The sequence below is a fragment of the Nevskia soli DSM 19509 genome (assembly GCF_000711955.1).
GTDB classification, from domain to species: domain Bacteria; phylum Pseudomonadota; class Gammaproteobacteria; order Nevskiales; family Nevskiaceae; genus Nevskia; species Nevskia soli.
In genome coordinates, this window is sequence record NZ_JONR01000006.1 from 216,337 (window position 1) to 237,820 (window position 21,484).

The following is a 21,484-nucleotide window of genomic DNA, read 5'->3' on the forward strand; positions in this document are numbered from 1 at the left end:
AGCCCCCGGCCTGTACAGAATCGCGGCCAAATAAAACCGGCTGCCTCGGCAGCCGTGGTCCGTGGTCCGTGGTCCGTGGTCCTGGGGAGAAGCTCGTGATGCGCAAGGCATTGAAGCTGGTATTACTGCTGCTGGCGATTTTTGTCGTGGTCTACGGCGTCTTCGACTTCTTCCTCCCGGCCCGCTTCGCCGAAGCCGCGCTGGGCGCCGAGCGCAGCGCCGCCGGCTTGCAGCGCAAGGAAGCCAATATCCCCGGCTTCAACGTCGCCTACCTCGAAGGCGGCCAGGGCCAGCCCTTGCTGCTGCTCCATGGTTTCGGCGCGGACAAGGACAACTGGACCCGCGTGGCCCGCTATCTGACTCCGCATTTCCATGTCTACGCCATCGACCTGCCAGGCTATGGGGAAAGCACCAAGCCGTCGCCGGAGCAGAGCCGCATCGGGGACCAGGTGGTCTACGTCAGCCAGATCGCCGCGGCCCTGGGCCTGGACCATTTCAACCTGGGCGGCAACTCGATGGGCGGCTGGATCGCCGGCGCCTACGCCGCCGCGCATCCGGAACAGGTCGACAGCCTGTGGCTGCTGGCCCCGGCGGGAGTCTCCACCGCGCAGGACAGCGATCTGGTCACGATCGTCAAGAAGGGCGGGCATGTGCCGCTGATTGCGCGGACCCCGGAGGAATACCAGGAACTGCTGGACTTCGTCTTCGTGCATCGCCCCTACGTGCCGCATGCGCTGATCACCGTCCTGGCGCAACACGCGGCGGAAAGTTACGACTTCAACCAGAAAGTCTTCGCCGAACTGGTCAAGGATGCGCCGCTGGAGCCGCAGGTGAAGAACCTGGCCACGCCGACCCTGATCGTATGGGGCGATCACGACCGCGCCCTGCACTACTCCGGCGCCGAAATCCTGCACCGGCTCCTGCCCAATTCCCAGGTCGTCATCCTGCCGGACATGGGGCATCTGCCGATGCTCGAAGCGCCGGCGCAGGTGGCGGCCGACTACATCAAATTCCACGATTCGCTGGCCAGGCACTAAAACCGCGGCGCCCGCGATCAAGGCGGCTTCCGGGATCGCCCGGGAGCCGCTTTTTGTTGCTCCGCACAATAGCAGCCCCGGCAAGCTAAAATGCGCGAATGATCTCCCTGACCCAAGCCACGCTGCGGCGCGGCGCGCGTACCCTGCTGGAAAGCGCCACTTTCACCATTCACCCGGGTTGGCGCACCGGCGTGGTCGGCCGCAATGGAACGGGTAAATCGACCCTGTTCGCCGCCATTCTGGGCGAATTGCATGCCGATAAGGGCAATGTTTCGGTTCTGAAGAACCTGGCCATTGCCACCGTGGCGCAGGAAACCCCGGCCCTGCCGGACGCCGCCATCGAGTTCGCGCTGGATGGCGATTTCGAGCTGCGCGACCTGGAACGGCGCCTGGTCATCGCCGAAGATGCGCACGACGCCGACAAGATCGGCTCGATCCACGAGCGGCTCGGCACCATCGGCGGCTACGCCGCGCGCTCCCGCGCCGCCCGCCTGCTGCACGGCCTGGGCTTCTCGGCCGAGGCGCAGGAGCGCGCCGTCGCCGACTTCTCCGGCGGCTGGCGCATGCGCCTCAACCTGGCGCGCGCGCTGATGTGCCGCTCCGACCTGCTGCTGCTCGACGAACCGACCAACCATCTGGACCTGGACGCGGTGATCTGGCTGCAGGACTGGCTGGTGGAATACCCCGGCACCCTGCTGGTGATCTCGCATGACCGCGAGTTCCTCGACGCGGTGACCACCCACACGCTGCACCTGGAAGGCACCAGCGCCACCCTCTACACCGGCAACTATTCGCAATTCGAGCGCATCCGCGCCGAGAAGATGGCGCTGCAGACCGCCACCCACGCCAAGCAGCAGCGCCAGGTGGCGCACCTGCAGAAATTCATCAACCGCTTCAAGGCCCAGGCCACCAAGGCCACCCAGGCGCAGAGCCGCATCAAGCAGCTGGAGCGCATGGAGCTGGTCGCCCCGGCCCACGCCGATTCCGAATTCTCCTTCGAATTCCCCACCCCGGACCGCCTGCCCTCGCCGCTGATCCGCTTCGACGAAGTCGACGCCGGCTACCCCGGCAAGACCATCCTGCACAAGCTGCGCATGCTCGTCGCCCCCGGCGAACGCATCGGCCTGCTCGGTCCCAACGGCGCCGGCAAGTCGACCCTGGTGCGCACCCTGGCGGGCGAGCTGGAAGCGCAGGTCGGCAAGATCATGCGCGACCCGTACCTGCGCATCGGCTACTTCGCCCAGCACCAGCTGGAACAGCTCGACCCCAAGGCCTCGGCGGTCCTGCACCTGCGCCGCCTCGACCCGAAGGCCAGCGAGCAGTCGCTGCGCGACTTCCTCGGCGGCTTCAACTTCCGCGGCGACCGCGCCTTCGAGGCCATCGCCCCGTTCTCCGGCGGCGAGAAGGCGCGCCTGGCCCTGGCGATGGTGGTGTTCCAGAAGCCCAACCTGCTGCTGCTCGACGAGCCGACCAACCATCTCGATCTGGACATGCGCCATGCGCTGGAAACCGCGCTGATGGACTACGCCGGCGCCGTGGTGCTGGTCTCGCATGACCGCCACCTGCTCTCCAGCACCTGCGACTCGCTCTGGCTGGTGGCCGACGGCCGCTGCCAGGAATTCGAAGGCGACCTCACCGACTACGCCCGCTGGCTCGGCACGCGCGACACCACCAAGGACAGTTCGCCGAAGAACAGCAACCGCACCTCGGCCAAGGACGAGCGCCGCGCCGCCGCCGACCAGCGCGTGGCGGTGCGCAATCACAAGGACGCCATCAAGAAGCTCGACACGCAGATGGCCCGCATGCAGAAAGACCTGGCCGCGCTCGACGCCCGCCTCGCCGATCCCGTCATGTACGAAGCCAGCCGCAGCGCCGAAGTGGCGAAACTGCTCAAGGAGCAGGGCGAGCTGAAGAAGAAGCTGGCGAAGATGGAAGAGGAATGGCTGGCGGCTTCGGAGCAGCTGGCCACGCTGGAAGCGTAGCGCCCCATCAAGCAGCTTGGCTGCGACAATCTTTCAACGATCGTAAAAGCGGTGGCATAGTAACTCTACGTCCCCTCTCCCCACGCACGTGGGGAGAGGGTTAGGGTGAGGGGCTCCGCCGCCAGATCGAGCATGCGCAATCATCGTACGCCGCTAACTTCTCTCGCCCGCAACCTACGCAGCAACTCCACCGACGCTGAGCGCCTGATCTGGCGCTCGCTACGCAACCGCACCTTGTTCAGTTGCAAGTTCCGCCGCCAATATCCGATCGGCCCTTACATTGCGGATTTTGCATGCGTCGAGAAACGGCTGATCGTCGAACTAGATGGCGGCCAACATGCAGATAATGTGATTCAGGACGAAGCTCGTACGGCTTTTCTTCAAACCCAGGGCTATCGGGTTCTCAGGTTCTGGAACAACGATGTACTGTCCCAAACTGCAGCCGTACTTGAAGCGATACACGGAGCAGTAAACGGCGAGTGAGCCGCCCCTCACCCCGGCCCTCTCCCCATCTTCGATGGGGAGAGGGAGAAAACTAGTCAGGCCGCGTCGCCAGTTCCAGCCTGTCCAGATAAGCCAGTGCGAACTCGCGTCCCGCCAGGCCTTTCTCGGCGCCGCACATCTCGGTACGCGCCTTGAGCCCGCCGCAGACGAGTGGCCGGCGCGGATCATTGAAAATCATGCAGCGAAAATCCTCGGCCAGCTGCACGCAGCGCACGCCTGCCGGCTTGCCGTCCGGCATGCCGGGGATCGCCGACGAGATGGAGGGCGCGATGCAGCAGGCGCCGCAGCTTGCACGACACTCCATCAACATCCGCCGCGCCTGGTATCGGCCCACTCCGGCTGAGGCCTGGCGACCCCGCCATTCACAGGCAGATCCACCGCGGCCTGCTCACCCCGGGCTTTGCGGCACTCGCCGCTCACCTGCTCGCGGATGATTTCCGCCAGGCGCAGGGCACCGGGCCCGGCGTAGTCGCGATCGGCGAAGACGAGGTAGAGATCACCCCAGCGCTCGCCGCCCTCGCGCAACGGCAGGGGTTTGAGCAGGCCGTGCTCCAGTTCGTTGCGCACGGTTTCCTCGGGATACCAGGCGAAGCCCATGCCCATGCAGGCGGCGTGGATCGAAGTGGCTTTCTGACTCACGGTCCAGCTCTGTTCGGCGCCGACCCAGCTGCCGCTGCGGCGTTGGCTGCCGGTGTCGCGGATCACCAGATGGCGATGCTTGCGCAGGTCCTGCATGGTCAGTTCGCGGCCGAGTTGATGCAGGGGATGATCCGGATGCGCGGCGGCGATGAAGCGTATCCGCATCAGCGGATCGCCGGCGAAGCCAGGTGGGATCTGCGAGGTAATGGCGAGGTCGACCTTGCGCTGCAGCAGGGCCTCTTCGGTGCCGCTGATCACCGTCTCGTACAGTTCGATGCGCGTCTGCGGCCGCTCCTTGGCGAAGCGCTCGAAGCACTGCAGCAGCACCCAGGTCGGAAAAATGATCTCCATTGCCAGCCGCAGTTCCGGCTCCCAGCCGGCGGCAAGGCTGCCGGCGGCATTTTCCAGCACGCTGGCTTCCTCCAGCAGGGCCTTGGCGCGGCGGTACAGCACCTCGCCGGTCGGAGTCAGGTGCGCCTTGCGGCCGACCACCTCGAACACCTTCACTGCGAGCAGGGATTCGAGTTTCTGCACGGCGTAAGTCACCGCCGACTGGCTTTTATGCAGGACTTCCGCCGCTTGGGCGTAGCCGCCGGCGTCCACCACGGCCAGGAGGGCGCGCCATTGTTCCAGTGAAATCCGTGGGTTAGCGGTCATTATCTAATGGATAGATAAGTAGGCCCTAAATTTTGTGCTTTTCTATCTAATCAATCAATACTTAAATGGCGCCACTCCGGAACGGAACCGTTCCATCACCGATTCAAGAGGAGATGCGCCATGACCACCCTTCTTCAGATCAACGCCAGCATCAACAACGGCAACGGCCAGTCCAGCCAGCTCGCCAGGCAATTCGTCGCCGCCTTCCAGGAGCGCCACCCCGATGCAAAAGTGGTGGTGCGCGACGTCGCCGCCGCCGACCCGGTGCCGCACCTGACCGCCGAGCGCTTCGGCGCCTTCATCACCAAGCCGGAAGAGCGCACCCCGGGGCAGCACGCCGTGGTCGAGTATTCCGACGCCCTGATCAACGAACTGAAGCAGGCCGATATCGTCGTGCTGGGCCTGCCCATGTACAACTTCGGCGTGCCGTCGCAGCTCAAGGCCTATTTCGACCACATCGCCCGCGCCGGCATCACCTTCAAGTACACCGAGAAAGGCCCGGTCGGCCAGCTCACCGGCAAGAAGGTCTACGTCTTCGCCGCCCGCGGCGGCATGTATGTCGGCACGCCGATGGACACGCAGACCAGCTACGTACGCGACTTCCTGCGCTTCCTCGGCATGAACGACGTGGAATTCGTCTACGCTGAAGGCTTGGCAATCAGCCCGCAGAGCAGGGAAGAGAGCCTCGCCAAGGCTAGCGACGAGGCGAAACGCCTGGCGGTGTGACGTCCTGTCTTGATTGACGTCCTGTCCACGAACCGCGCCATCCATGGCGCGGACTGTTGAAACAAGCGACACATTAACCAGCATCATCCATTCAGGGGTACTGCAATGAACAAATTCTTCGACACCACCAAGCCTTATTCCGACCTCGTCGGCCGCGTGCTGATCGCCGCACTCTTCGTTCTCTCGGGCTGGGGCAAGATCAGCGCCTATGCCGCGACCCAGGGCTACATGCAGTCGGCCGGCGTACCCGGCGCGCTGCTGCCGCTGGTGATCCTGACCGAACTCGGCGGCGGCCTCGCCATCGTCTTCGGCCTGTACACCCGCGTCGTGGCGCTGCTGCTGGCCGGCTTCGCCATCATCACCGGCTTTGTGTTCCACGGCGGTTCCGACCAGGTTTCGCAGATCATGCTGCTGAAGAACATCGGCCTCGCCGGCGGCTTCCTCTTCCTGGTCGCCAACGGCGCCGGCAAGCTGAGCCTGGATGGGTTGTTCAGCAAGAAGTAAAGAACGTATCGCAAGCTGCCGCAGTCCCCGCCGGCGCAAGCCGGCGGGTTTTCCTTCAAGGAGCGAATCATGAACACCACAACCCCGCGGACCATGGTCCATGTCATCGAGTCGCAGCCGACTTCCGATGGCGCCGGCGTGAAGCTGCGCCGCAGCCTCGGCAGCCAGCGCGGCATGCACGTGGATCCGTTCCTGATGCTGGACGAGTTCTATTCCGACGATCCCAACGACTACCTCGCCGGCTTCCCCTCGCACCCCCATCGCGGCTTCGAGACCGTCACCTACATGCTCGACGGCCACATGCGCCACGAGGATCACCTCGGCAACCGCGGCGATCTCGCCCCGGGCAGCGTGCAGTGGATGACCGCCGCGCGCGGCATCATCCACTCCGAGATGCCGCAGCAGAGCGAAGGGCGCATGCGCGGCTTCCAGCTGTGGATCAACCTGCCGTCGAAGGAGAAGATGAAGCCGGCTGGCTACCGCGACATTCCCGCCACCGAAATTCCGGTGGTGGAGCTGGCCAACGGCGGCCGGGTCAAGATCATCGCCGGCACCTTCGCCAATGGCGGCAAGGACATCAGCGGTCCGGTCAACGGCAGCCGGAAGCTGTCCACCGATCCGCTCTATCTCGATGTGCATCTGCCGGCCGGCGCGGAATTCAATGCGCCGCTGACCGTCGGCCACAACGCCTTCCTCTATGCCTACGAGGGCAGCGCCAAGGTCGGTACCGGGGAAAAAGCCAGGCAGCTGCCGCATCGCGCCGCCGGCGTGCTGTCGGACGGCGACAGCGTGCAGGTGCAGGCCGGACCGGAAGGCGTGCGCTTCCTGCTGCTGGCGGCGAAGCCGCTGCGCGAGCCGGTGGTGCAGTACGGGCCGTTCGTGATGAACACGCGCGAGGAAATCGAGCAGGCACTGGCCGATTACCGCGACGGCAAACTGGCCGCTGCGGCCTGAGCATTGATGAGTCTGATCCCCTCTCCCACTTACGGGAGAGGGGAATGCTGTTGACCTAGGCGTGCGCCTTGGCCTTCTTCAGCGGCTCCGCATTCGGTTCGCCCTTCTGGCCCAGCTGCTCCAGCAGGGTGCCCAGGTCTTCGGCGTGTTCCTCTTCCTTCGCCAGGATTTCTTCCATCATGCGGCGGGTGGTCGGATCGTCGTTGCCCAGGTACTGGATGATTTCACGGTAGCTGTCGATGGCGATGCGTTCGGCGACGAGGTCTTCCTCGATCATCTCGACCACATCATGGCCTTCGACGTATTCGGAATGGCTGCGCGAGAGCAGGCCTTCCGGCGAGAGGTTGGGCTTGCCGTCGAGCTGGGTGATGCGCTGCGCGATCTGGTCGGCGTGGGTCTGTTCCTCGTTGGCGTGTTCCAGGAACTCGGCGGCGACGCCCTTGGAGTGAATGCCGGAGGCCATGTAATAGTGGTACTTGTAGCGCAGCACGCAGACCAGTTCGGTCGCCAGTGCCTCGTTGAGGATCTTGATGACGGTACCGCGGTCCGCCTTGTAGCCCTCGGTCACCGCCCCTTTCCTGATGTGCTCGCGCGCGCGTTCACGGATCGCTTTGATGTCTGAAACAAAAGGCTTCGCTGCCATGGTGCATCTCCTTGTTGTCGAGCGGCCGATTGAAACGGGGACCAAAGGCCCAATTGAAAGCCCATGCAGAAACCAGCGGGACATGTCCCTGTCTAATGCCGAACTAGTGGACAGCGGCGCTATGCCGATGTTCCGGGCGGCTCGTGGTTGAGCGTCTGCACCGGTCTGATTCCCAAGGAATTTCAGTTTTTCCCTTCACCTAGCAAGGAGTTCACATGCAGATTCAACTCAAGGGCCGGCGTGCCCTGGTCAGCGGCTCCACCGCCGGCATCGGCTACGCCGTAGCCAAGGGCCTGGCCGAGGCCGGCGCCACCGTGATCGTCAACGGCCGGACCGAGGAGCGCGTCTCCGCCGCCATCGAGAGCATCCGCAAGGCGGTGCCGGGCGCGCAGCTGCTGGGCTTCGCCGGCGACCTCTCCAACGCCGCGGTGGCCGCGCAGCTGCACCAGTCGCGTCCCGAGCTGGACATCCTGGTCAACAATCTCGGCATCTTCGAGCCCAAGGGCTACTTCGACATTCCCGACGCCGACTGGGAGCGCTTCTTCAACGTCAACGTGCTCAGCGGCGTGCGCCTGGCGCGGCTGTATGGCCAGGGCATGGCGCAGCGCGGCTGGGGCCGCATCGTCTTCATCTCCAGCGAGTCCGGCCTGCAGATTCCGGCCGAGATGGTGCATTACGGCATGACCAAGACCGCCCAGCTCGCCGTGGCGCGCGGCCTGGCGGAAACGCTGATCGGAACGGGCGTCACCGTCAACAGCGTGCTGCCGGGACCGACGCGCTCGGAAGGCGTGGAAGGCTTCGTCGCCGACCTGGCGCGCGGCCAGGGCACGACGGAGAAGCAGGTGGAGCAGGAGTTCTTCAAGAGCGTGCGGCCGAGTTCGCTGATCCAGCGCTTCATCACGGTCGAGGAAGTGGCGAACCTGGTGGTGTATACCTGCTCGGAGCAGGCCTCGGCGACGACGGGAACGGCGCTGCGGGTGGATGGGGGCGTGGTCAGGTCGATTGCGTAAGTAGCGCACCGCTCGTCTTCAGGCAACGTCATTCCCGCGCAAGCGGGAATGACGTTTGTTGAGGAAGAACTAATCCTTCACCGCGGCATCCGAGACATACGGATTGCTCTTGCGCTCCTGCCCGAAGGTCGACATCGGTCCATGTCCGGGCACGAAGCGGTTGTCGTCGCCCAGGGGGAACAGCCGGTTGCGGATGGCGTCGATGAGATGGGCGTGGTTGCCGCGCGGGAAGTCGGTGCGGCCGATGGAGCCCTGGAACAGGACGTCGCCGACGAAGGCCACGCGCGAAGGCGCATGGTGGAACACGACGTGGCCGGGGGTGTGTCCCGGGCAATGCAGGACGTCGAACGTGAGCGAGCCGACGGTCACGGTGTCGCCGTGACGGAGCCAGCGGTCCGGGGTGAAGCTGCGCGCCGGCGGGAAGCCGTATTGTTTCGCCGCCTGCGGCAGGCCCTCGATCCAGAACAGGTCATCCTCGTGCGGCCCCTCGATCGGCAGCTGGAGCCGCTCGGCCAGATCCTGCACGCCGCTGGCGTGGTCGAGGTGGCCGTGGGTGACCAGCAGCTTTTCCAGCTGCACGCCGTGATGGCGCACGCGTTCCAGCAGGTGATCCACTTCGCCGCCGGCGTCCACCAGGGCGCCGCGCATGGTGGCCGTGTCCCAGACCAGCGAGCAGTTCTGCTGGAAGGGCGTGACCGGGATGATTTCGCATTGCAGGGTCATGCGGACTCTCCGGCTGTGCCGCCCGGCCCGGAAGCGACGACGGCCTTGAGGCTGACCGGGGCTTCGACGGTGAGGGTCTGCGAAGGATAGGACAGCTGCACGCCTTCCCTGGCGAAGGCGCGCACCAGGGCCAGGTTGATCGCCTGCTGCGCGTCCATGTAGACCTTGTAGTCCGGCTGGCGCACCCAGTACACGGCTTCGAAGCTGTAGGCGCTGCCACCCAGGTCCTTGAAGTGGGCGCGGTCGAAGCGCACGGCTTCGCGCCCTTCGATGGCCTCGCGCACCAGCTGTGGAATTTTCTCGAGCTGGTCGGCGCCGGTGCTGAAGGGCACGGTGAAGCCGAAGGTGATGCAGCGCTCGTGCATGCGCTTGTAGTTGCGCAGGCGCGCCTTGAGCATGTCGCTGTTGGCGACGACCAGCTGTTCTCCGGTGGAACTGCGGATGCGCGTGGTCTTGAGGCCGACGTGTTCGACCGTGCCGGAAAGGCCGTCGAGGGCGATGGAATCGCCGATGACGAAGGGCTTGTCCATGACGATGGACAGCGAGGCGAACAGGTCGCCGAGGATGTTCTGCACCGCCAGGGCCACGGCGATGCCGCCGACGCCCAGCGAGGTGGCCAGGGCGGTGACGTTGACGCCCATGTTGTCCAGCACCAGCAGCAGCACCAGGGTCCACAGGATCAGGCGGCCGAGGAAGCTGAAGGGATCGAGCCGGCTGCTGTCGGCAACATCCGCATCCGGCAGGTGGTTGCGCGAGCGCGAGATCCAGAAGTCGAGCAGGGCGCTGAGCCAGATGCCGAATTGGAGAAACGCCGCCACGATCATGATGCGCTGGAGCGTGGACTCGGCCCGGTGCGGCAGGTCCAGGTACTGGCTGGCGATCTGCAGGGAGACGATGCCGATCAGCCACAGCTTGGTGGCCTGCGCCGTCTTGACCATGGCGCCGTAGAACGGCCGTTCGCTGCTGCGCGCCAGCACCGACATGCGCTTGATCACCTGGCGCTTGATCAGCTTGGCCAGCAGCAGCATGCCGAGCACGATGCCGACGGCGATGAGCCAGTCCTGTACCGGGTTGTGCAGCAGGATATGGTCGAGTTGCAGGAGTTCTTTCATCGGTCTGTCATGGGCGGGTCCGGTCTGAGGACGGACCGCGCGATCGGTTGCGGGATTCGGCTACATTATCCCCGAAAGGCCGCCCGGCCTCTCCCCCCGCACAGCGCGGCGGGGCGCCAGGGCGGGAAAACGACATGCAGACCGTCAACGTCAGACACACCATCGCGGCGCCGATCGAGAAGGTTTTCGAGATCCTGGCCGACCACGCCAACTACAAGCTGCTGCCGGGCGTGAAGGACTCGAAGCTGATCCGGATGGGCACGCCGGTCAAGAACGGCGTGGGCGCCGTGCGCTGGATCGACGTCGGCAAGGCGCGCTTCACCGAGGAGATCACCCGCTTCGAGCCGCCGACGCGGCTGGATTACCAGATCACCAAGTCCTTTCCGCCGATACAGCACAAGTGCGGCATCGTGCGCCTGGAAAGGACTCCGGGCGGGACGGTGGTGAGCTGGACCTCCACCGTGGAATTGAAAATCCCGTTGATCGGCAAGCTGCTGACGCCGCTGCTGGCCAGCGAGATTTCCAAGGGGTTCACGCACATGCTGGAGGCGATCGAGAAGCGGCTGGTGAAAGCTTCCTGATGAATTTCTCTCTTTCCGCAGGGAGAGAGAAATTCAAACACCCAGCATCACGCGCCAGGCGATGGTCAGGAGCACGCCGAGGGTCAGGGTGGCGCGCAGGGTGAAATAGCCGCTGAGGGGATCGATGGTCCGCTCGCGCCACACTTCCGCCGCGACCAGCAGCACGAACACGCCGGCGAGCGCGAACAGGCAGGGCCGGAACGGCAGGGCCAGCGTGGCCCAGGACAGGATGAACAGCACGGCCGACATGGCCATGCCGATCATGCCGTTCGGACCCTGCGCCACCAGCAGGGACATGCCCCAGAAGGTACCGGCCATGAAACTGGCGATCATCGCGGCGTAGAGCAGCCACAGGTGGTCGAGCCAGGGCGGGGCCGTCTGGGGAGAGAGCGTCAGCCACGCCGGCCCCGCCAGGAAGGGAATCAACCCGGCATAGCCCAGTACGAACACCAGCGGCGGCAGTTTCATTGGTCCTGTCCTGCGGGAACGGTGCGCCTAGTATGCGCCGGGAATCCGGGGCCGCCATGCGCATCCACCTTTCGAAGCAGCCGTAAAGGCCGCCGTCGGTGTTGCGCGCTTCCCGGACTGCGGACTGTGAGAGCCGACGGGAAAAGGGCTGAAAAACTCCATGCGTGCCATGCGTGCCAAGGGTTTTTGTTGGCACGCATGCGGCGAGCGACCGCGGCCACGGGCCGCCCTACGATCGTGCCCAGACCAGGCAGCGGTTGTTGGCGGGCATCTGGCGGTCTTCCAGCAGGTTCAGGCCGATGCCGCGGGCCAGGGCGTCCACGGCTTCGAAATCGCGGATGCCGCGATGGGGCACGGCCGCCTTGAGGGAGGCGTCGAAGGCAGCGTTGCTGTCGCTGGTGAAGCGGCCGCCGTAATTGAACGGACCGTATACGGCCAGCCTGGCGTCCGGCCTCATGATCTCCGGCAGCCGCTGGAACAGCCTCTCGACTTCGGCCCAGCTCATGATGTGCAGGGTGTTGGCGCTGTAGACGGCATCGTACCGCTGGGCGGGCCATTGGGGCTGGTTCACGTCCAGCTCCAGCGGCGCCGGTGTGTTGGGCAGGCCCGCTTCGTCCAGCCAGGCGCGGATGCCGGGCAGGTTTTCCGCCCGGTCGGAGGATTGCCAGACCAGCTGCGGCAGGGCGGCGGCGAAGTGCACGGCGTGCTGGCCGGTGCCGCTGCCGATTTCCAGGACGCGCTTGCGGTCGGCAAAGTACTCGCGCAGCACGGCCAGGATGGGATCGCGGTTGCGCTCGCTGGCGGGTGAATACGGTTTATCGCTCATGCGGCTCCAGGGAAACGACTGTTCCGGCGCGGTAGGCGTCGGGTGGAGGATGTATGTACGTGTGTTATAATAAAGAAGGAGGGTTTGCCATGAAACTCAAGATCACCACGGTCGGCAACTCGGCCGGCGTCGTCCTGCCGAAAGAACTGCTGGCCCGCCTGCGCCTCGACAAGGGCGACACACTGTATGTAACCGAGCTGCCGGATGGCATCAAGTTGATGCCTTATGACCCGACGTTCGAGCAGCAGATGGATGTGGCGGAAAGCGTCATGCGCCGACGCCGCACCCTGCTGCGCAAGCTCTCCGAAAATTGAGCGGAGGCCGTCATGATCATCTGGCTCAGCAAGGAGCTGGTACTGGCGATTCATGATCGTCAGCTTGCCGAACACGGCGGCAGTTCCGGCGTGCGCGACGACAATATGCTGCAATCCGCGCTCGCCCGACCGCAGCAGCTTCATGCCTACGGCGATCCCCTGCCCGACATCGCCGATCTTGCCGCCAGCCTCGCCTTCGGGCTGGCGCGCAATCATCCGTTCGTGGACGGCAACAAGCGCAGCGCGGCAGTCTGCTGCGAAACCTTCATCGAACTGAACGGCGGGCAGTTGATGGCCGAAGACATCGAGCTGTTCCCACTGTTCCTGGCGCTCGCCGAAGGGAAGCTGCCGGCTGAAGAGTTGGCCGCGTGGCTGCGGCCGCGCATCCAGACCCATAAGCCGGATAGCATTCAGGAGCCGCCTGCTTCATATAAAGCAGCGGGCAGGAACTCCCCCAAGAAATGAGTGGCCAGCCGGGCGCACTGGTGCACAGTGGCTTATTCAAGACTTCCCGCAATCCGAAGGGCCAACATAGGGCATGGGCACCAAGCTTTCCGCTTCCAATCCATATCTCCGCGATCTTGCGGCACGAAAGCGTGCCCTTTGGATTTCCGCCAAGACTTCGTCGGCCGTCGAGGGTATCCATAAGCCTTTCGCAGCATCCGGTCCTGCAAAACCCGCGGTCAAGCCATCGACCCGCGCCGGGCGTAAGGGCGCAAAGTCCGCTTGACTATACGGTCGAAGACCGCCTTCATCGGCTCGTAGTCAGAATGGCCGGACAATGCCATCGACGCGCCGCTCTCAGAGGTGCGTGCCGTACCAGGCCAGATGGCCCTGGATGCCCTGGTAGATGCACAGCACGCCGGCGATCAGCAGCAGCAGGAAAGTGATCCCCGCACCAAGCGAGCGTCCCGGTGCCCATTTCTGCGTGAAGGAAAAGGCGATGCCATGGAGCAGGCGCGCCACCAAAAGGCTGGCGCCGAGCGCATGCAGGACGTAAATGGAGAAATGGCTGACTTCCAGGTAGCCGATCATCAGCAGGAGCAGCGGCACGTACTCGGCGAAGTTGGCGTGCGCGCGGATGCGACGCAGCATGCCGACATCGCCGCCGTCGCCCAGGTTGATCCTGGCGGCGCCGCGGTACTGGATGACGCGGATGCTGAGCACCAGATACCAGAGCGCCAGCAGGCCGGCGTAAAGCGGTGTGACCATCATGATTGTTTTCTCCCCCCGAGAATTTTTGCGCATGGGCCGAGGCGGCTGCATGCGGATTCAGCCGGGTGATTGTTGCACAAGCGACCCATGGCGTTCGCGAAGCGCAACAACTAAGCGGGCCGCCGAACAGACCCTATCGATCCGCCGACCGCATAGTCCCTGCAGATCGGCGCCGGCCTGCACACACCGCGGCGCATCCATTCATACGCGGCAGCAACCGGACACTCACATGAACAAAGACCAGATCAAAGGCGGCATCAAACAGGTGAAGGGCCAGGTCAAGGAAACGACCGGAAAAATCCTGGGCGACAAGACCATGGAGAACAAGGGCAAGATCCAGAACACCGCCGGCCAGATCCAGAAGACTTTCGGCAATCTGAAAAGCGATCTCGATAAAGAGCTCAAAGACAAGGGATGATCCGCGGCCAGGCGCCGAGCTATGCCGCCTCGCCAAAGCTTGCCGGGGACGCTGTAGCGGACACGCGCTACCGGTCGCCATGCCGGAACAGATGCCGGCCGACCCCGCCTTCACCCGTTTGGATGGCGCGGCACCCCTGAAGCCGACCCAAGCTGGTGACCTCCACGCAGGCAAACGGCGGTCACCATGACAACGGAACAGCGCAACAGGGAAAAGGTCCAGGCCTTCTTCGCGGCCCTCAACCAGGCCGACTCGGCCGCCATCGTCGACGCTTACGCCGAGGACGGGCGCTGCGTGACCACGGGCAATACGCTGATCTCCGGCAGCTACGGCAAGGAGCAGATCGCGCAATACGCCGCCGGCATCCTGCAGGTGTTTCCGCAGGGCATCCGCTTCACCATCCTGGGCATGACCGCCGAAGGCGAGCGCGTGGCAGTGGAAGCGGAGTCGGAAGGGATGCATGTCTCCGGCAGGCTCTACAGCAACCAGTACCACTTCCTGTTCCGCTTCCGTGAGGGCAAGGTGGTGGAGTTCAAGGAGTACATGGATACCGAGCGGGTGACGGACATCCTCTGCGGCGGACAGCGGCGGCCCGCCGGCTGAGCGGGACCTGGGCACTGGATCACGGTATGTTGTGCCGGGACGAGGGACGCTAGTACTGCGACACTTTCGTTTTGGAAACAACAAGAAGCTTCGCTTGCTTGCGGGAAGGGACGCTGCGCTGGTGAAGCGGCCCTCTCCCCTGACCCCTCTCCCACAAGTGGGAGAGGGGAACGTGCGTGAAGCTGCCGTGTGGGGATTTGCCGGGGGAGCAACATGGAACAGCGTCCGATTGCAGCCGCAGACGAAGACATCCGCGATGCGGAATTCAGCGCCGAGGTGCGCCAGCGCCGCGAAGCTGCCGGGGTTGAGAAAAGCGATCCGCTGACCTGGGGACTGGCCTTGTCCGGCGGCGGCATCCGCAGTGCCACCTTCTGCTTCGGCCTGCTGCGCGCGCTCGCGAAGAACGGGCTGCTGAAGCGCTTCGACTATCTTTCCACCGTTTCCGGCGGCGGCTACATCGGCTCCATGCTGGGTCGGCTGTACAGCAAGGAGACGCCGGCCGTAGCGGTGGAGCGTGGGCTGGGCTCGGACGAATCCCTGCTGCTGTGGTGGATGCGCAACAACGGCCGCTACCTGACGCCGGCCGGGGGCAAGGACCTGGCGCAGGCGGCGGCCTCGATCTTCCGCGGCATGGTCGCCACGCACTTCGAAGTGGCGGTGCTGATCCTGCTGGCGGCCTGCCTGATCACGCTGCCGCATGCCCTGTTGCCGGTGCTGCCAGCCTCGGTGCACTTCGGCTTGATGTGGCTGTGGAGCAAGCTGCTCTCGGTGTGGTGGTGGCTGGTGCCGCTGCCGCTGTTCGGGGCTTCGGCCAGCGCCTGGGCCTACTGGCAGGCGCGCGACGAAGGCAATTGCAGCTGCCCGCGCTGCCGCGGCGTGGTCAGCGCCGTGGCGGCGGTGGGCGGCGCGGCGCTGATCGGCCGCTGGGTGTGGATGCAGCTGGCCGAGGGGCCGCCATCGACCCTGGTGGTGATGGGCGCATTCATGGTGGGCCTGCTTTCTGCGGCCCTGGCCGGCGTGCTGCTGCGCCTGTGCTTCCTCAACAGCGAGCCGGCCGAGATACGCCTGCGCATGACGCTGTGGCTGCGCAACTGCCTGGTGCTGTCGCTGCTGCTGATCGGCGTGGGTGTGCTCGATGCGCTGGCCTTCCTGCTGGTGCACGAGCTGCACGACCTGACCCTGGCCAAGGCGCTGGGCGCTTCCGGTTTCACCATGGCGGCGCTGCCGCTGCTGCGCGCGGCCGGCAAGCAGGTCCAGGCGGCTTCGGCCAAGACGGATGGCCCGGGGCTGCCGGCGGCGACGCTGGCCAATATCGCCGGCATGGTCCTGCTGGGACTGCTGGTGCTGCTGTGGACCACGCTGCTGATGGCCTTCATCTTTGCCGGTGCCGGCACGGCTTCCCCAGGCATCGTGTGGCTGCCGCTGCTGCGGCTGGCCGGCATCTTCGCGGCGCTGGTGCTCTATGTGCTGGTCTCGGGCTGCAACCTGGGGCAGCTCAACCTGGCTTCGCTGAATTACCTGTACCTGTCGCGGCTGGCGCGGGCCTACATCTCGGTGGGCAATGTGCGCGGTGAGGGGAAGGACGGACGCTTCCCGCGCACGCCGCTGCTGCCGGCGCGACGCGACGATATCGCCGGTATCGCCCGGCTGGAGTACGCGGTAGCCGGCGACGACCCGGCGCTGCCGGACTACGCGCCGCACCGGCACGGCGGCCCCATTCACCTGATCAACTGCTGCATCAACCAGACCCGCGACGACCGCACCGGCGCCTACAACGCCGACCGCAAGGGCGTGGCGCTGACGGTGAGCGCGCGCGGCATGGAGACCGGCACGCACGGGCCGCTGCCGCACGCGGCATTGCAGGACACCACGCTGGGACAGTGGGCGACGATCTCCGGCGCGGCGCTGGCCAGCGGCATGGGCTCGAAGACCGCGCCGGGCATGGCGGCGCTGCTGTTCCTCACCGGGCTGCGGCTGGGTTTCTGGTTCCCCTCCGCGCGCGGCGCGCGCAGCAGCAGCCGCGCCGGCTGGCTGGCGAAGTACCGGGCGACGCTGGCGGAGCTGTTCGCGAGCTTCCCCGGCTTGCGCGATCCGCACTGGTACCTGTCCGACGGCGGCTTCTTCGACAACACCGGCGTCTACGCCCTGCTCAAACGCAAGGTGGACCTGATCGTGCTGGCCGACTGCGGCCAGGACGAGAACTACCTGTTCGCCGACCTGGAAAACCTGGTGCGCAAAGCGCGCATCGACTACGCGGCGGAGATCGAATTCCTCGATCCCGGCACGCTGACCGCGGATGAGGCCGAGGGCGCGCCTTCCTCGCTGCGCCATGTCGGCACGCCGCTGACCATCACGCCGGAGCCGGGCCTGCAATACCTGCTGGTGGGACGGGTGCGCTACGACGACGGCCGCCTGGGCACGCTGCTGGTGGTGAAGCCCCACCGTACCAACGAGTTGCCGCTGGACGTGGTGGCCTATGCCGACGGCGATCGCCGCTTCCCGCAGCAGGACACCAGCGACCAGTTCTTCGACGAGGCGCAGTGGGAGAGTTACCACAACCTGGGACTGATCCTGGGCGGCGCGGTCAACGACAGGCTGCTGGGCTTCGCCCGCGAGTGGGGCCAGATCAGGACGCCGCCCGCCACCTTCAAGACGGTGGCGGACAAGCTGCCGACGCCGGACGAAGCCGCGGCGCTGCGCCGGCAGCGCGTGGGGCAGACGGTGCGCACTTCCGTGGGCGCCGGCATCGGCCTGACCGTGGCCTTGGGCCTGTGGCAGACCTTCGACTCCTACCGCAAGGACCGCGACGACCAGCGCACGCAGTTCGTCGCCACCTACGAGGACACCATCAAGGCAGTGGCGACGGAGACGGACGACCTGATCCTGGACACCAAGCTGCAGACCTTCAGCGAATCGATGGGCGGCCTCGGCATCATCGACCTGACCAAGGATGCCGACAATCGCCTGGTGGCGGCGGTGAGCGCGCGCTGCGCCAAGGATGGGGCGACGCTGAAGAATACCTGCGTCGATTACCGCAGCTACCTGCAACAGGCGCCGCCGACGCACGCCGTGTGGGTGGACTACTGGCAGGGCACCATCGCTTCGCAATGGGACGCGGCCAGCAATGCGGCCGACCTGGCGGATTCCGGCGTGCAGATGCCAACACCGCAAGAAACGCCGGTGATGGTAGGCGCGGAAGCGCCGCCGCCCCCACCTCCTCCACCGGCAGTACCTGCCGCGGCACCGCCGCCGGTCGCGGCAGGGCCGGCGGGAGGAGCCGCGCCGCCGCCGATGGCGAGCGCAAGCGCACCGCCGCCACAGGCAACCGGCGCCGCCAGTCCGCAATCCGGCGCCTCGGCGCTGGCGCAGGCCTGCAAGCCCGCCGCCTGGGGACCGGTGCAGCTGTTCACCCAGATCTTCAGCGAGGACGCCCGCGCCCAGGCGGCGGAATTCGGCAAGCAAGCCGCCAGCGCCGGCGTGGCTGCCGCCGGCATCGAGAACGTCACCGCCAGCGCGTCACGCAGCGGCGGCGCGGCGCCGATACCGTGGCCGCATCCGACCTTCATCTATCACACGAAAGCGGAGCAGGATTGCGCCCAGGCACTGGCCGATGCCTTCAATGCACGCTACCAGCGGAACGACAGCGTGGCGAGGCAGTTGCCGCGCCGGTTGCGGGCGACGCCGGGGATGATCGAGTTTTGGTTGCCGGCTACGGCGGATATGCCGGGGGGATAGCAAATGCCCGGATAAAGGTGCGCTACAAAATATGCTGCGCTCCACGCACGCTGACCGCGAAGGAACATTTCATTCGTAGTGCGTCCACAGGCGCAATACCTTGATCGCTTTCTCCGGCTTGATAACCTGATAGACGAGACGGTGCTGGATGTTGATGCGACGAGAGTAAGCTCCGGCCAAATCGCCAACCAGCTTTTCGTATGGAGGCGTATTCGCAAAAGGATCGCGCTCGATCACAGCCAGAAGCGTCTGGGCCTTTTCCTTGAGGCCGGCAGCCTTGAGTTTCTTGGCGTCCTTCTGCGCCTGCTTGGTGTAAAGCAGCGTCCAGCTCACCAATCAAGCTTCCGGGCCAGTTTGCCGGTGGGTGTTTCCATACCCTTCTTGATGGACTCTCGCATGCCGGGGATGGAGAGCAGGTACAAGGTTTCCTGGATCGCGGCCCAATCTTCTTCAGATACCAGCACGCCGTTGTTGCGTTTGCCGGTGATGCGGATGGGTTTGTGGCTTTCCGCCGTCTCATCGAGCAGGCGGTAGAGATTGGCGCGGGCTTCGCTGGCGGTGCGGTCGGTCATTAAATCGAATCCTGGCAGGCAGTTAAGCGTACGCTTTTACGTACGGATCGGCAAGCCTGGATATTTATAGCGCCACTGGGACTACAGCGCCGTAGCCAGGGAAACTGGATTCCGCCTGCGCGGGAATGACGATGAGGGATAGTTCCGTGCTTGGCCCCTCGATACAAATCGCTGCGCGATTCACTCGGGGCGAACGGAGGGTGGTGCGGCGCGAAGGAAAAGCGGCCCCTCACCCCGGCCCTCTCCCCATGTTCATGGGGAGAGGGGGACTGATCGGGTGCGCGGTGTGCGTAGGTGCGGCAACTGGCCGGGCTACAGCTTCTTGTAAACCTCCGCCCCCTGCTCCTTGAACTCCGCCGACTTCTGTTCCATGCCCTTGGCCAGCGCGGCGGCTTCGTCCACACCCTGTTTGGCCGCGTAGTCGCGCACGTCCTGGGTGATCTTCATGGAGCAGAAGTGCGGGCCGCACATACTGCAGAAGTGGGCGAGCTTGGCGCCTTCCTGGGGTAGGGTTTCGTCGTGGAATTCCTTGGCCTTCTCCGGGTCGAGGCCGAGGTTGAACTGGTCTTCCCAGCGGAATTCGAATCGGGCCTTGGACAGGGCGTTGTCGCGCACCTGCGCGGCGGGGTGGCCCTTGGCGAGGTCGGCGGCGTGGGCGGCGATCTTGTAGGTGATGATGCCTTCGCGCACGTCGTCCTTGTCCGGCAGGCCGAGATGCTCCTTGGGGGTGACGTAGCAGAGCATGGCGGTGCCGAACCAGCCGATCATGGCGGCGCCGATGCCGCTGGTGATGTGGTCGTAGCCGGGTGCGATGTCGGTGGTGAGCGGCCCCAAGGTGTAGAAGGGGGCCTCGTCGCAGTCCTGGAGCTGCTTGACCATGTTTTCCCGGATCATCTGCATGGGCACGTGGCCGGGGCCTTCGATCATGGTCTGGACGTCGTGCTTCCAGGCGATCCTGGTCAGCTCGCCCAGGGTTTTCAGCTCGCCGAACTGGGCTTCATCGTTCGCATCCGCGATGGAGCCGGGGCGCAGGCCGTCGCCGAGGGAGAAACTCACGTCGTAGGCCTTCATGATTTCGCAGATTTCCTCGAAGTGGGTGTAGAGGAAATTTTCCTTGTGGTGGGACAGGCACCACTTGGCGAGGATGGAGCCGCCGCGCGAGACGATGCCGGTGACGCGACTGGCGGTCATGGGGATGTAGCGCAGCAGCACGCCGGCATGGATGGTGAAGTAGTCGACGCCCTGCTCGGCCTGCTCGATGAGGGTGTCGCGGAAGATTTCCCAGGTGAGCTCTTCGGCCTTGCCGTCGACTTTTTCCAGGGCCTGGTAGATGGGCACGGTGCCGATGGGGACGGGCGAGTTGCGGATGATCCACTCGCGGGTTTCGTGGATGTGCTTGCCGGTGGAGAGGTCCATGACGGTGTCGCCGCCCCAGTGGGTGGACCAGACCATCTTCTCCACTTCCTCGGCGATGCTGGAGCTGACAGCGCTGTTGCCGATGTTGGCGTTGATCTTCACCAGGAAGTTGCGGCCGATGATCATCGGCTCCAGCTCGGGGTGGTTGATGTTGGCCGGGATGATGGCGCGGCCGCGGGCCACTTCGCTGCGCACGAACTCGGGGGTGATCAGCTCGGGGATGCTGGCGCCGAAGGATTCGCCCTTGTGACGCTTGAGGTAGCCGGCCTTGGCATAGGTCTCGCGCATCTCTTCCAGGCGGGTGTTCTCGCGGATGGCGATGTATTCCATTTCCGGCGTGACCAGGCCGCGGCGGGCGTAGTGCATCTGGCTGACGTTGGCGCCGGCCTTCGCGCGCAGGGGCTTACGGATGTGGGCGAAGCGCAGGTGCTGGGTCTTGTCGTCGGCGGCGCGGATGCGGCCGTAGAGGGAGCTGGGGCCGCGCAGCTCCTCGGTGTCGCCGCGCTCGGCGATCCAGCCGGCGCGCAGGGCGCTGAGGCCAGTGAGCAGGTCGATCTTCACCGCGGGGTCGGTGTAGGGGCCGCTGGTGTCGTAGACGGTGAGGGGCGGGTTGGGCTCCTCGCCCTTGGCGGTGTGGGTGGCGGTCTGGCTGACTTCGCGCATCGGCACGCGGATGTCCGGGCGCGAGCCTTCGACGTAGATCTTGCGGCTCCTGGGGAAAGGCTGGCGGACTTCGGCGGAGAGCTCTTCGGCCTGCTCGGACATGTCCCGCCTGGGATCCATCCGGGAACCGGTCTGCGGGCTGGTCTGAATCTGGGTCAGGGTTTCGGCTACTGCGCTCATGC

General features: G+C 65.3%; 24 protein-coding genes. 13 read left to right on the forward strand and 11 right to left on the reverse strand.

The genetic code is table 11. The features are described from left to right. The first annotated feature begins 98 nt into the window (after positions 1 to 98). The 3 genes from BP26_RS0103105 (at position 99) to BP26_RS28250 (ending at position 3,502) form a co-directional block, all read left to right on the forward strand. Positions 99 to 1,037: an alpha/beta fold hydrolase gene (locus BP26_RS0103105; protein ID WP_029919117.1), complete on the forward strand. Its 939-nt coding sequence runs from the start codon at positions 99 to 101 to the stop codon at positions 1,035 to 1,037. A 98-nt stretch (positions 1,038 to 1,135) separates the two neighbouring features. Beyond that, positions 1,136 to 3,019 carry an ATP-binding cassette domain-containing protein gene (locus BP26_RS0103110; RefSeq protein ID WP_029919118.1) on the forward strand — a complete coding sequence of 628 codons (1,884 nt, stop codon included), beginning with the start codon at positions 1,136 to 1,138 and terminating at the stop codon, positions 3,017 to 3,019. Positions 3,020 to 3,151: 132 nt separating this feature from the next. Next, on the forward strand, positions 3,152 to 3,502 hold the full coding sequence (locus BP26_RS28250; RefSeq protein WP_084182762.1) for an endonuclease domain-containing protein: 351 nt from the start codon (positions 3,152 to 3,154) through the stop codon (positions 3,500 to 3,502). Positions 3,503 to 3,554: 52 nt separating this feature from the next. Here BP26_RS28250 and BP26_RS0103115 read toward each other — a convergent pair whose 3' ends face one another. Together BP26_RS0103115 and BP26_RS0103120 are read right to left on the reverse strand one after the other, a co-directional pair. Beyond that, positions 3,555 to 3,827, reverse strand: a complete 273-nt coding sequence (locus tag BP26_RS0103115) for a YkgJ family cysteine cluster protein (protein WP_157572332.1) — start codon at positions 3,825 to 3,827, stop codon at positions 3,555 to 3,557. Beyond that, the gene (locus BP26_RS0103120; RefSeq protein ID WP_084182752.1) at positions 3,827 to 4,819 is read right to left on the reverse strand and encodes a LysR family transcriptional regulator; all 993 of its coding nucleotides are present in this window, start codon (positions 4,817 to 4,819) and stop codon (positions 3,827 to 3,829) included. The genes BP26_RS0103115 and BP26_RS0103120 overlap by 1 nt, the downstream gene beginning before the upstream one ends. Positions 4,820 to 4,939: 120 nt before the next feature. Between BP26_RS0103120 and BP26_RS0103125 the strand changes: the two genes are divergently transcribed. The 3 genes from BP26_RS0103125 (at position 4,940) to BP26_RS0103135 (ending at position 7,003) form a co-directional block, all read left to right on the forward strand. Further along, positions 4,940 to 5,545, forward strand: coding sequence for an FMN-dependent NADH-azoreductase (locus BP26_RS0103125; protein WP_029919121.1), 606 nt, complete (start codon positions 4,940 to 4,942; stop codon positions 5,543 to 5,545). Between the two features lie 105 nt (positions 5,546 to 5,650). Further along, positions 5,651 to 6,049 (forward strand): DoxX family protein, encoded by a 399-nt coding sequence (locus BP26_RS0103130; RefSeq protein WP_029919122.1) that lies wholly within the window; start codon positions 5,651 to 5,653, stop codon positions 6,047 to 6,049. Positions 6,050 to 6,118: 69 nt separating this feature from the next. After that, positions 6,119 to 7,003: a pirin family protein gene (locus tag BP26_RS0103135; RefSeq protein ID WP_051748196.1), complete on the forward strand. Its 885-nt coding sequence runs from the start codon at positions 6,119 to 6,121 to the stop codon at positions 7,001 to 7,003. A 55-nt stretch (positions 7,004 to 7,058) separates the two neighbouring features. Here the strand turns inward: BP26_RS0103135 and BP26_RS0103140 are convergent, their stop codons facing one another. Beyond that, positions 7,059 to 7,646, reverse strand: a complete 588-nt coding sequence (locus BP26_RS0103140; protein WP_029919124.1) for a ferritin-like domain-containing protein — start codon at positions 7,644 to 7,646, stop codon at positions 7,059 to 7,061. A gap of 215 nt (positions 7,647 to 7,861) precedes the next feature. Here BP26_RS0103140 and BP26_RS0103145 point away from each other — a divergent pair, with 215 nt between their 5' ends. Beyond that, positions 7,862 to 8,656, forward strand: a complete 795-nt coding sequence (locus tag BP26_RS0103145; RefSeq protein ID WP_029919125.1) for an SDR family NAD(P)-dependent oxidoreductase — start codon at positions 7,862 to 7,864, stop codon at positions 8,654 to 8,656. A 69-nt stretch (positions 8,657 to 8,725) separates the two neighbouring features. On the opposite strand, the gene BP26_RS0103150 is transcribed toward BP26_RS0103145, so the two are convergent. Together BP26_RS0103150 and BP26_RS0103155 are read right to left on the reverse strand one after the other, a co-directional pair. Then, positions 8,726 to 9,379 (reverse strand): MBL fold metallo-hydrolase, encoded by a 654-nt coding sequence (locus tag BP26_RS0103150; protein WP_029919126.1) that lies wholly within the window; start codon positions 9,377 to 9,379, stop codon positions 8,726 to 8,728. Further along, entirely contained in the window at positions 9,376 to 10,491 is a 1,116-nt protein-coding gene (locus BP26_RS0103155) for a mechanosensitive ion channel family protein (protein WP_029919127.1), read from the reverse strand. The genes BP26_RS0103150 and BP26_RS0103155 overlap by 4 nt, the downstream gene beginning before the upstream one ends. A 134-nt stretch (positions 10,492 to 10,625) precedes the next feature. Between BP26_RS0103155 and BP26_RS0103160 the strand changes: the two genes are divergently transcribed. After that, a complete protein-coding gene (locus BP26_RS0103160) occupies positions 10,626 to 11,072 on the forward strand; it encodes an SRPBCC family protein (RefSeq protein WP_029919128.1) in 447 nt (148 codons plus the stop codon). A 33-nt stretch (positions 11,073 to 11,105) separates the two neighbouring features. Here the strand turns inward: BP26_RS0103160 and BP26_RS0103165 are convergent, their stop codons facing one another. Together BP26_RS0103165 and BP26_RS0103170 are read right to left on the reverse strand one after the other, a co-directional pair. Then, complete coding sequence (locus BP26_RS0103165; protein WP_029919129.1) at positions 11,106 to 11,540, reverse strand: DUF3429 domain-containing protein; 435 nt, start codon at positions 11,538 to 11,540, stop codon at positions 11,106 to 11,108. 229 nt (positions 11,541 to 11,769) lie between these two features. Further along, on the reverse strand, positions 11,770 to 12,366 hold the full coding sequence (locus BP26_RS0103170; RefSeq protein WP_029919130.1) for a DUF938 domain-containing protein: 597 nt from the start codon (positions 12,364 to 12,366) through the stop codon (positions 11,770 to 11,772). Positions 12,367 to 12,455: 89 nt separating this feature from the next. Here BP26_RS0103170 and BP26_RS0103175 point away from each other — a divergent pair, with 89 nt between their 5' ends. Continuing rightward, on the forward strand, positions 12,456 to 12,680 hold the full coding sequence (locus BP26_RS0103175) for an AbrB/MazE/SpoVT family DNA-binding domain-containing protein (protein WP_029919131.1): 225 nt from the start codon (positions 12,456 to 12,458) through the stop codon (positions 12,678 to 12,680). Between the two features lie 12 nt (positions 12,681 to 12,692). Beyond that, positions 12,693 to 13,145, forward strand: coding sequence for a type II toxin-antitoxin system death-on-curing family toxin (locus tag BP26_RS0103180; protein WP_029919132.1), 453 nt, complete (start codon positions 12,693 to 12,695; stop codon positions 13,143 to 13,145). 336 nt (positions 13,146 to 13,481) lie between these two features. Here BP26_RS0103180 and BP26_RS0103185 read toward each other — a convergent pair whose 3' ends face one another. Beyond that, the gene (locus tag BP26_RS0103185) at positions 13,482 to 13,895 is read right to left on the reverse strand and encodes an MAPEG family protein (RefSeq protein WP_051748198.1); all 414 of its coding nucleotides are present in this window, start codon (positions 13,893 to 13,895) and stop codon (positions 13,482 to 13,484) included. Between the two features lie 229 nt (positions 13,896 to 14,124). On the opposite strand from BP26_RS0103185, the gene BP26_RS0103190 reads away from it, so the two are divergent. From BP26_RS0103190 to BP26_RS30275, 3 genes are all read left to right on the forward strand, one after another. Beyond that, positions 14,125 to 14,313, forward strand: coding sequence for a CsbD family protein (locus BP26_RS0103190; RefSeq protein WP_029919134.1), 189 nt, complete (start codon positions 14,125 to 14,127; stop codon positions 14,311 to 14,313). Between the two features lie 186 nt (positions 14,314 to 14,499). Continuing rightward, positions 14,500 to 14,916 (forward strand): nuclear transport factor 2 family protein, encoded by a 417-nt coding sequence (locus BP26_RS0103195; protein WP_036515988.1) that lies wholly within the window; start codon positions 14,500 to 14,502, stop codon positions 14,914 to 14,916. A gap of 213 nt (positions 14,917 to 15,129) precedes the next feature. Beyond that, positions 15,130 to 18,651: a patatin-like phospholipase family protein gene (locus BP26_RS30275; protein ID WP_029919136.1), complete on the forward strand. Its 3,522-nt coding sequence runs from the start codon at positions 15,130 to 15,132 to the stop codon at positions 18,649 to 18,651. 69 nt (positions 18,652 to 18,720) lie between these two features. Here BP26_RS30275 and BP26_RS0103205 read toward each other — a convergent pair whose 3' ends face one another. The 3 genes from BP26_RS0103205 to thiC all read right to left on the reverse strand — a co-directional run bounded on the left by BP26_RS0103205 (position 18,721) and on the right by thiC (position 21,422). Beyond that, on the reverse strand, positions 18,721 to 18,984 hold the full coding sequence (locus BP26_RS0103205; protein ID WP_029919137.1) for a Txe/YoeB family addiction module toxin: 264 nt from the start codon (positions 18,982 to 18,984) through the stop codon (positions 18,721 to 18,723). After that, positions 18,981 to 19,223 (reverse strand): type II toxin-antitoxin system Phd/YefM family antitoxin, encoded by a 243-nt coding sequence (locus BP26_RS0103210; RefSeq protein ID WP_029919138.1) that lies wholly within the window; start codon positions 19,221 to 19,223, stop codon positions 18,981 to 18,983. The genes BP26_RS0103205 and BP26_RS0103210 overlap by 4 nt, the downstream gene beginning before the upstream one ends. 312 nt (positions 19,224 to 19,535) lie before the next feature. Then, positions 19,536 to 21,422 (reverse strand): phosphomethylpyrimidine synthase ThiC, encoded by a 1,887-nt coding sequence (thiC, locus tag BP26_RS0103215; protein ID WP_029919139.1) that lies wholly within the window; start codon positions 21,420 to 21,422, stop codon positions 19,536 to 19,538. Positions 21,423 to 21,484 lie beyond the last annotated feature (62 nt).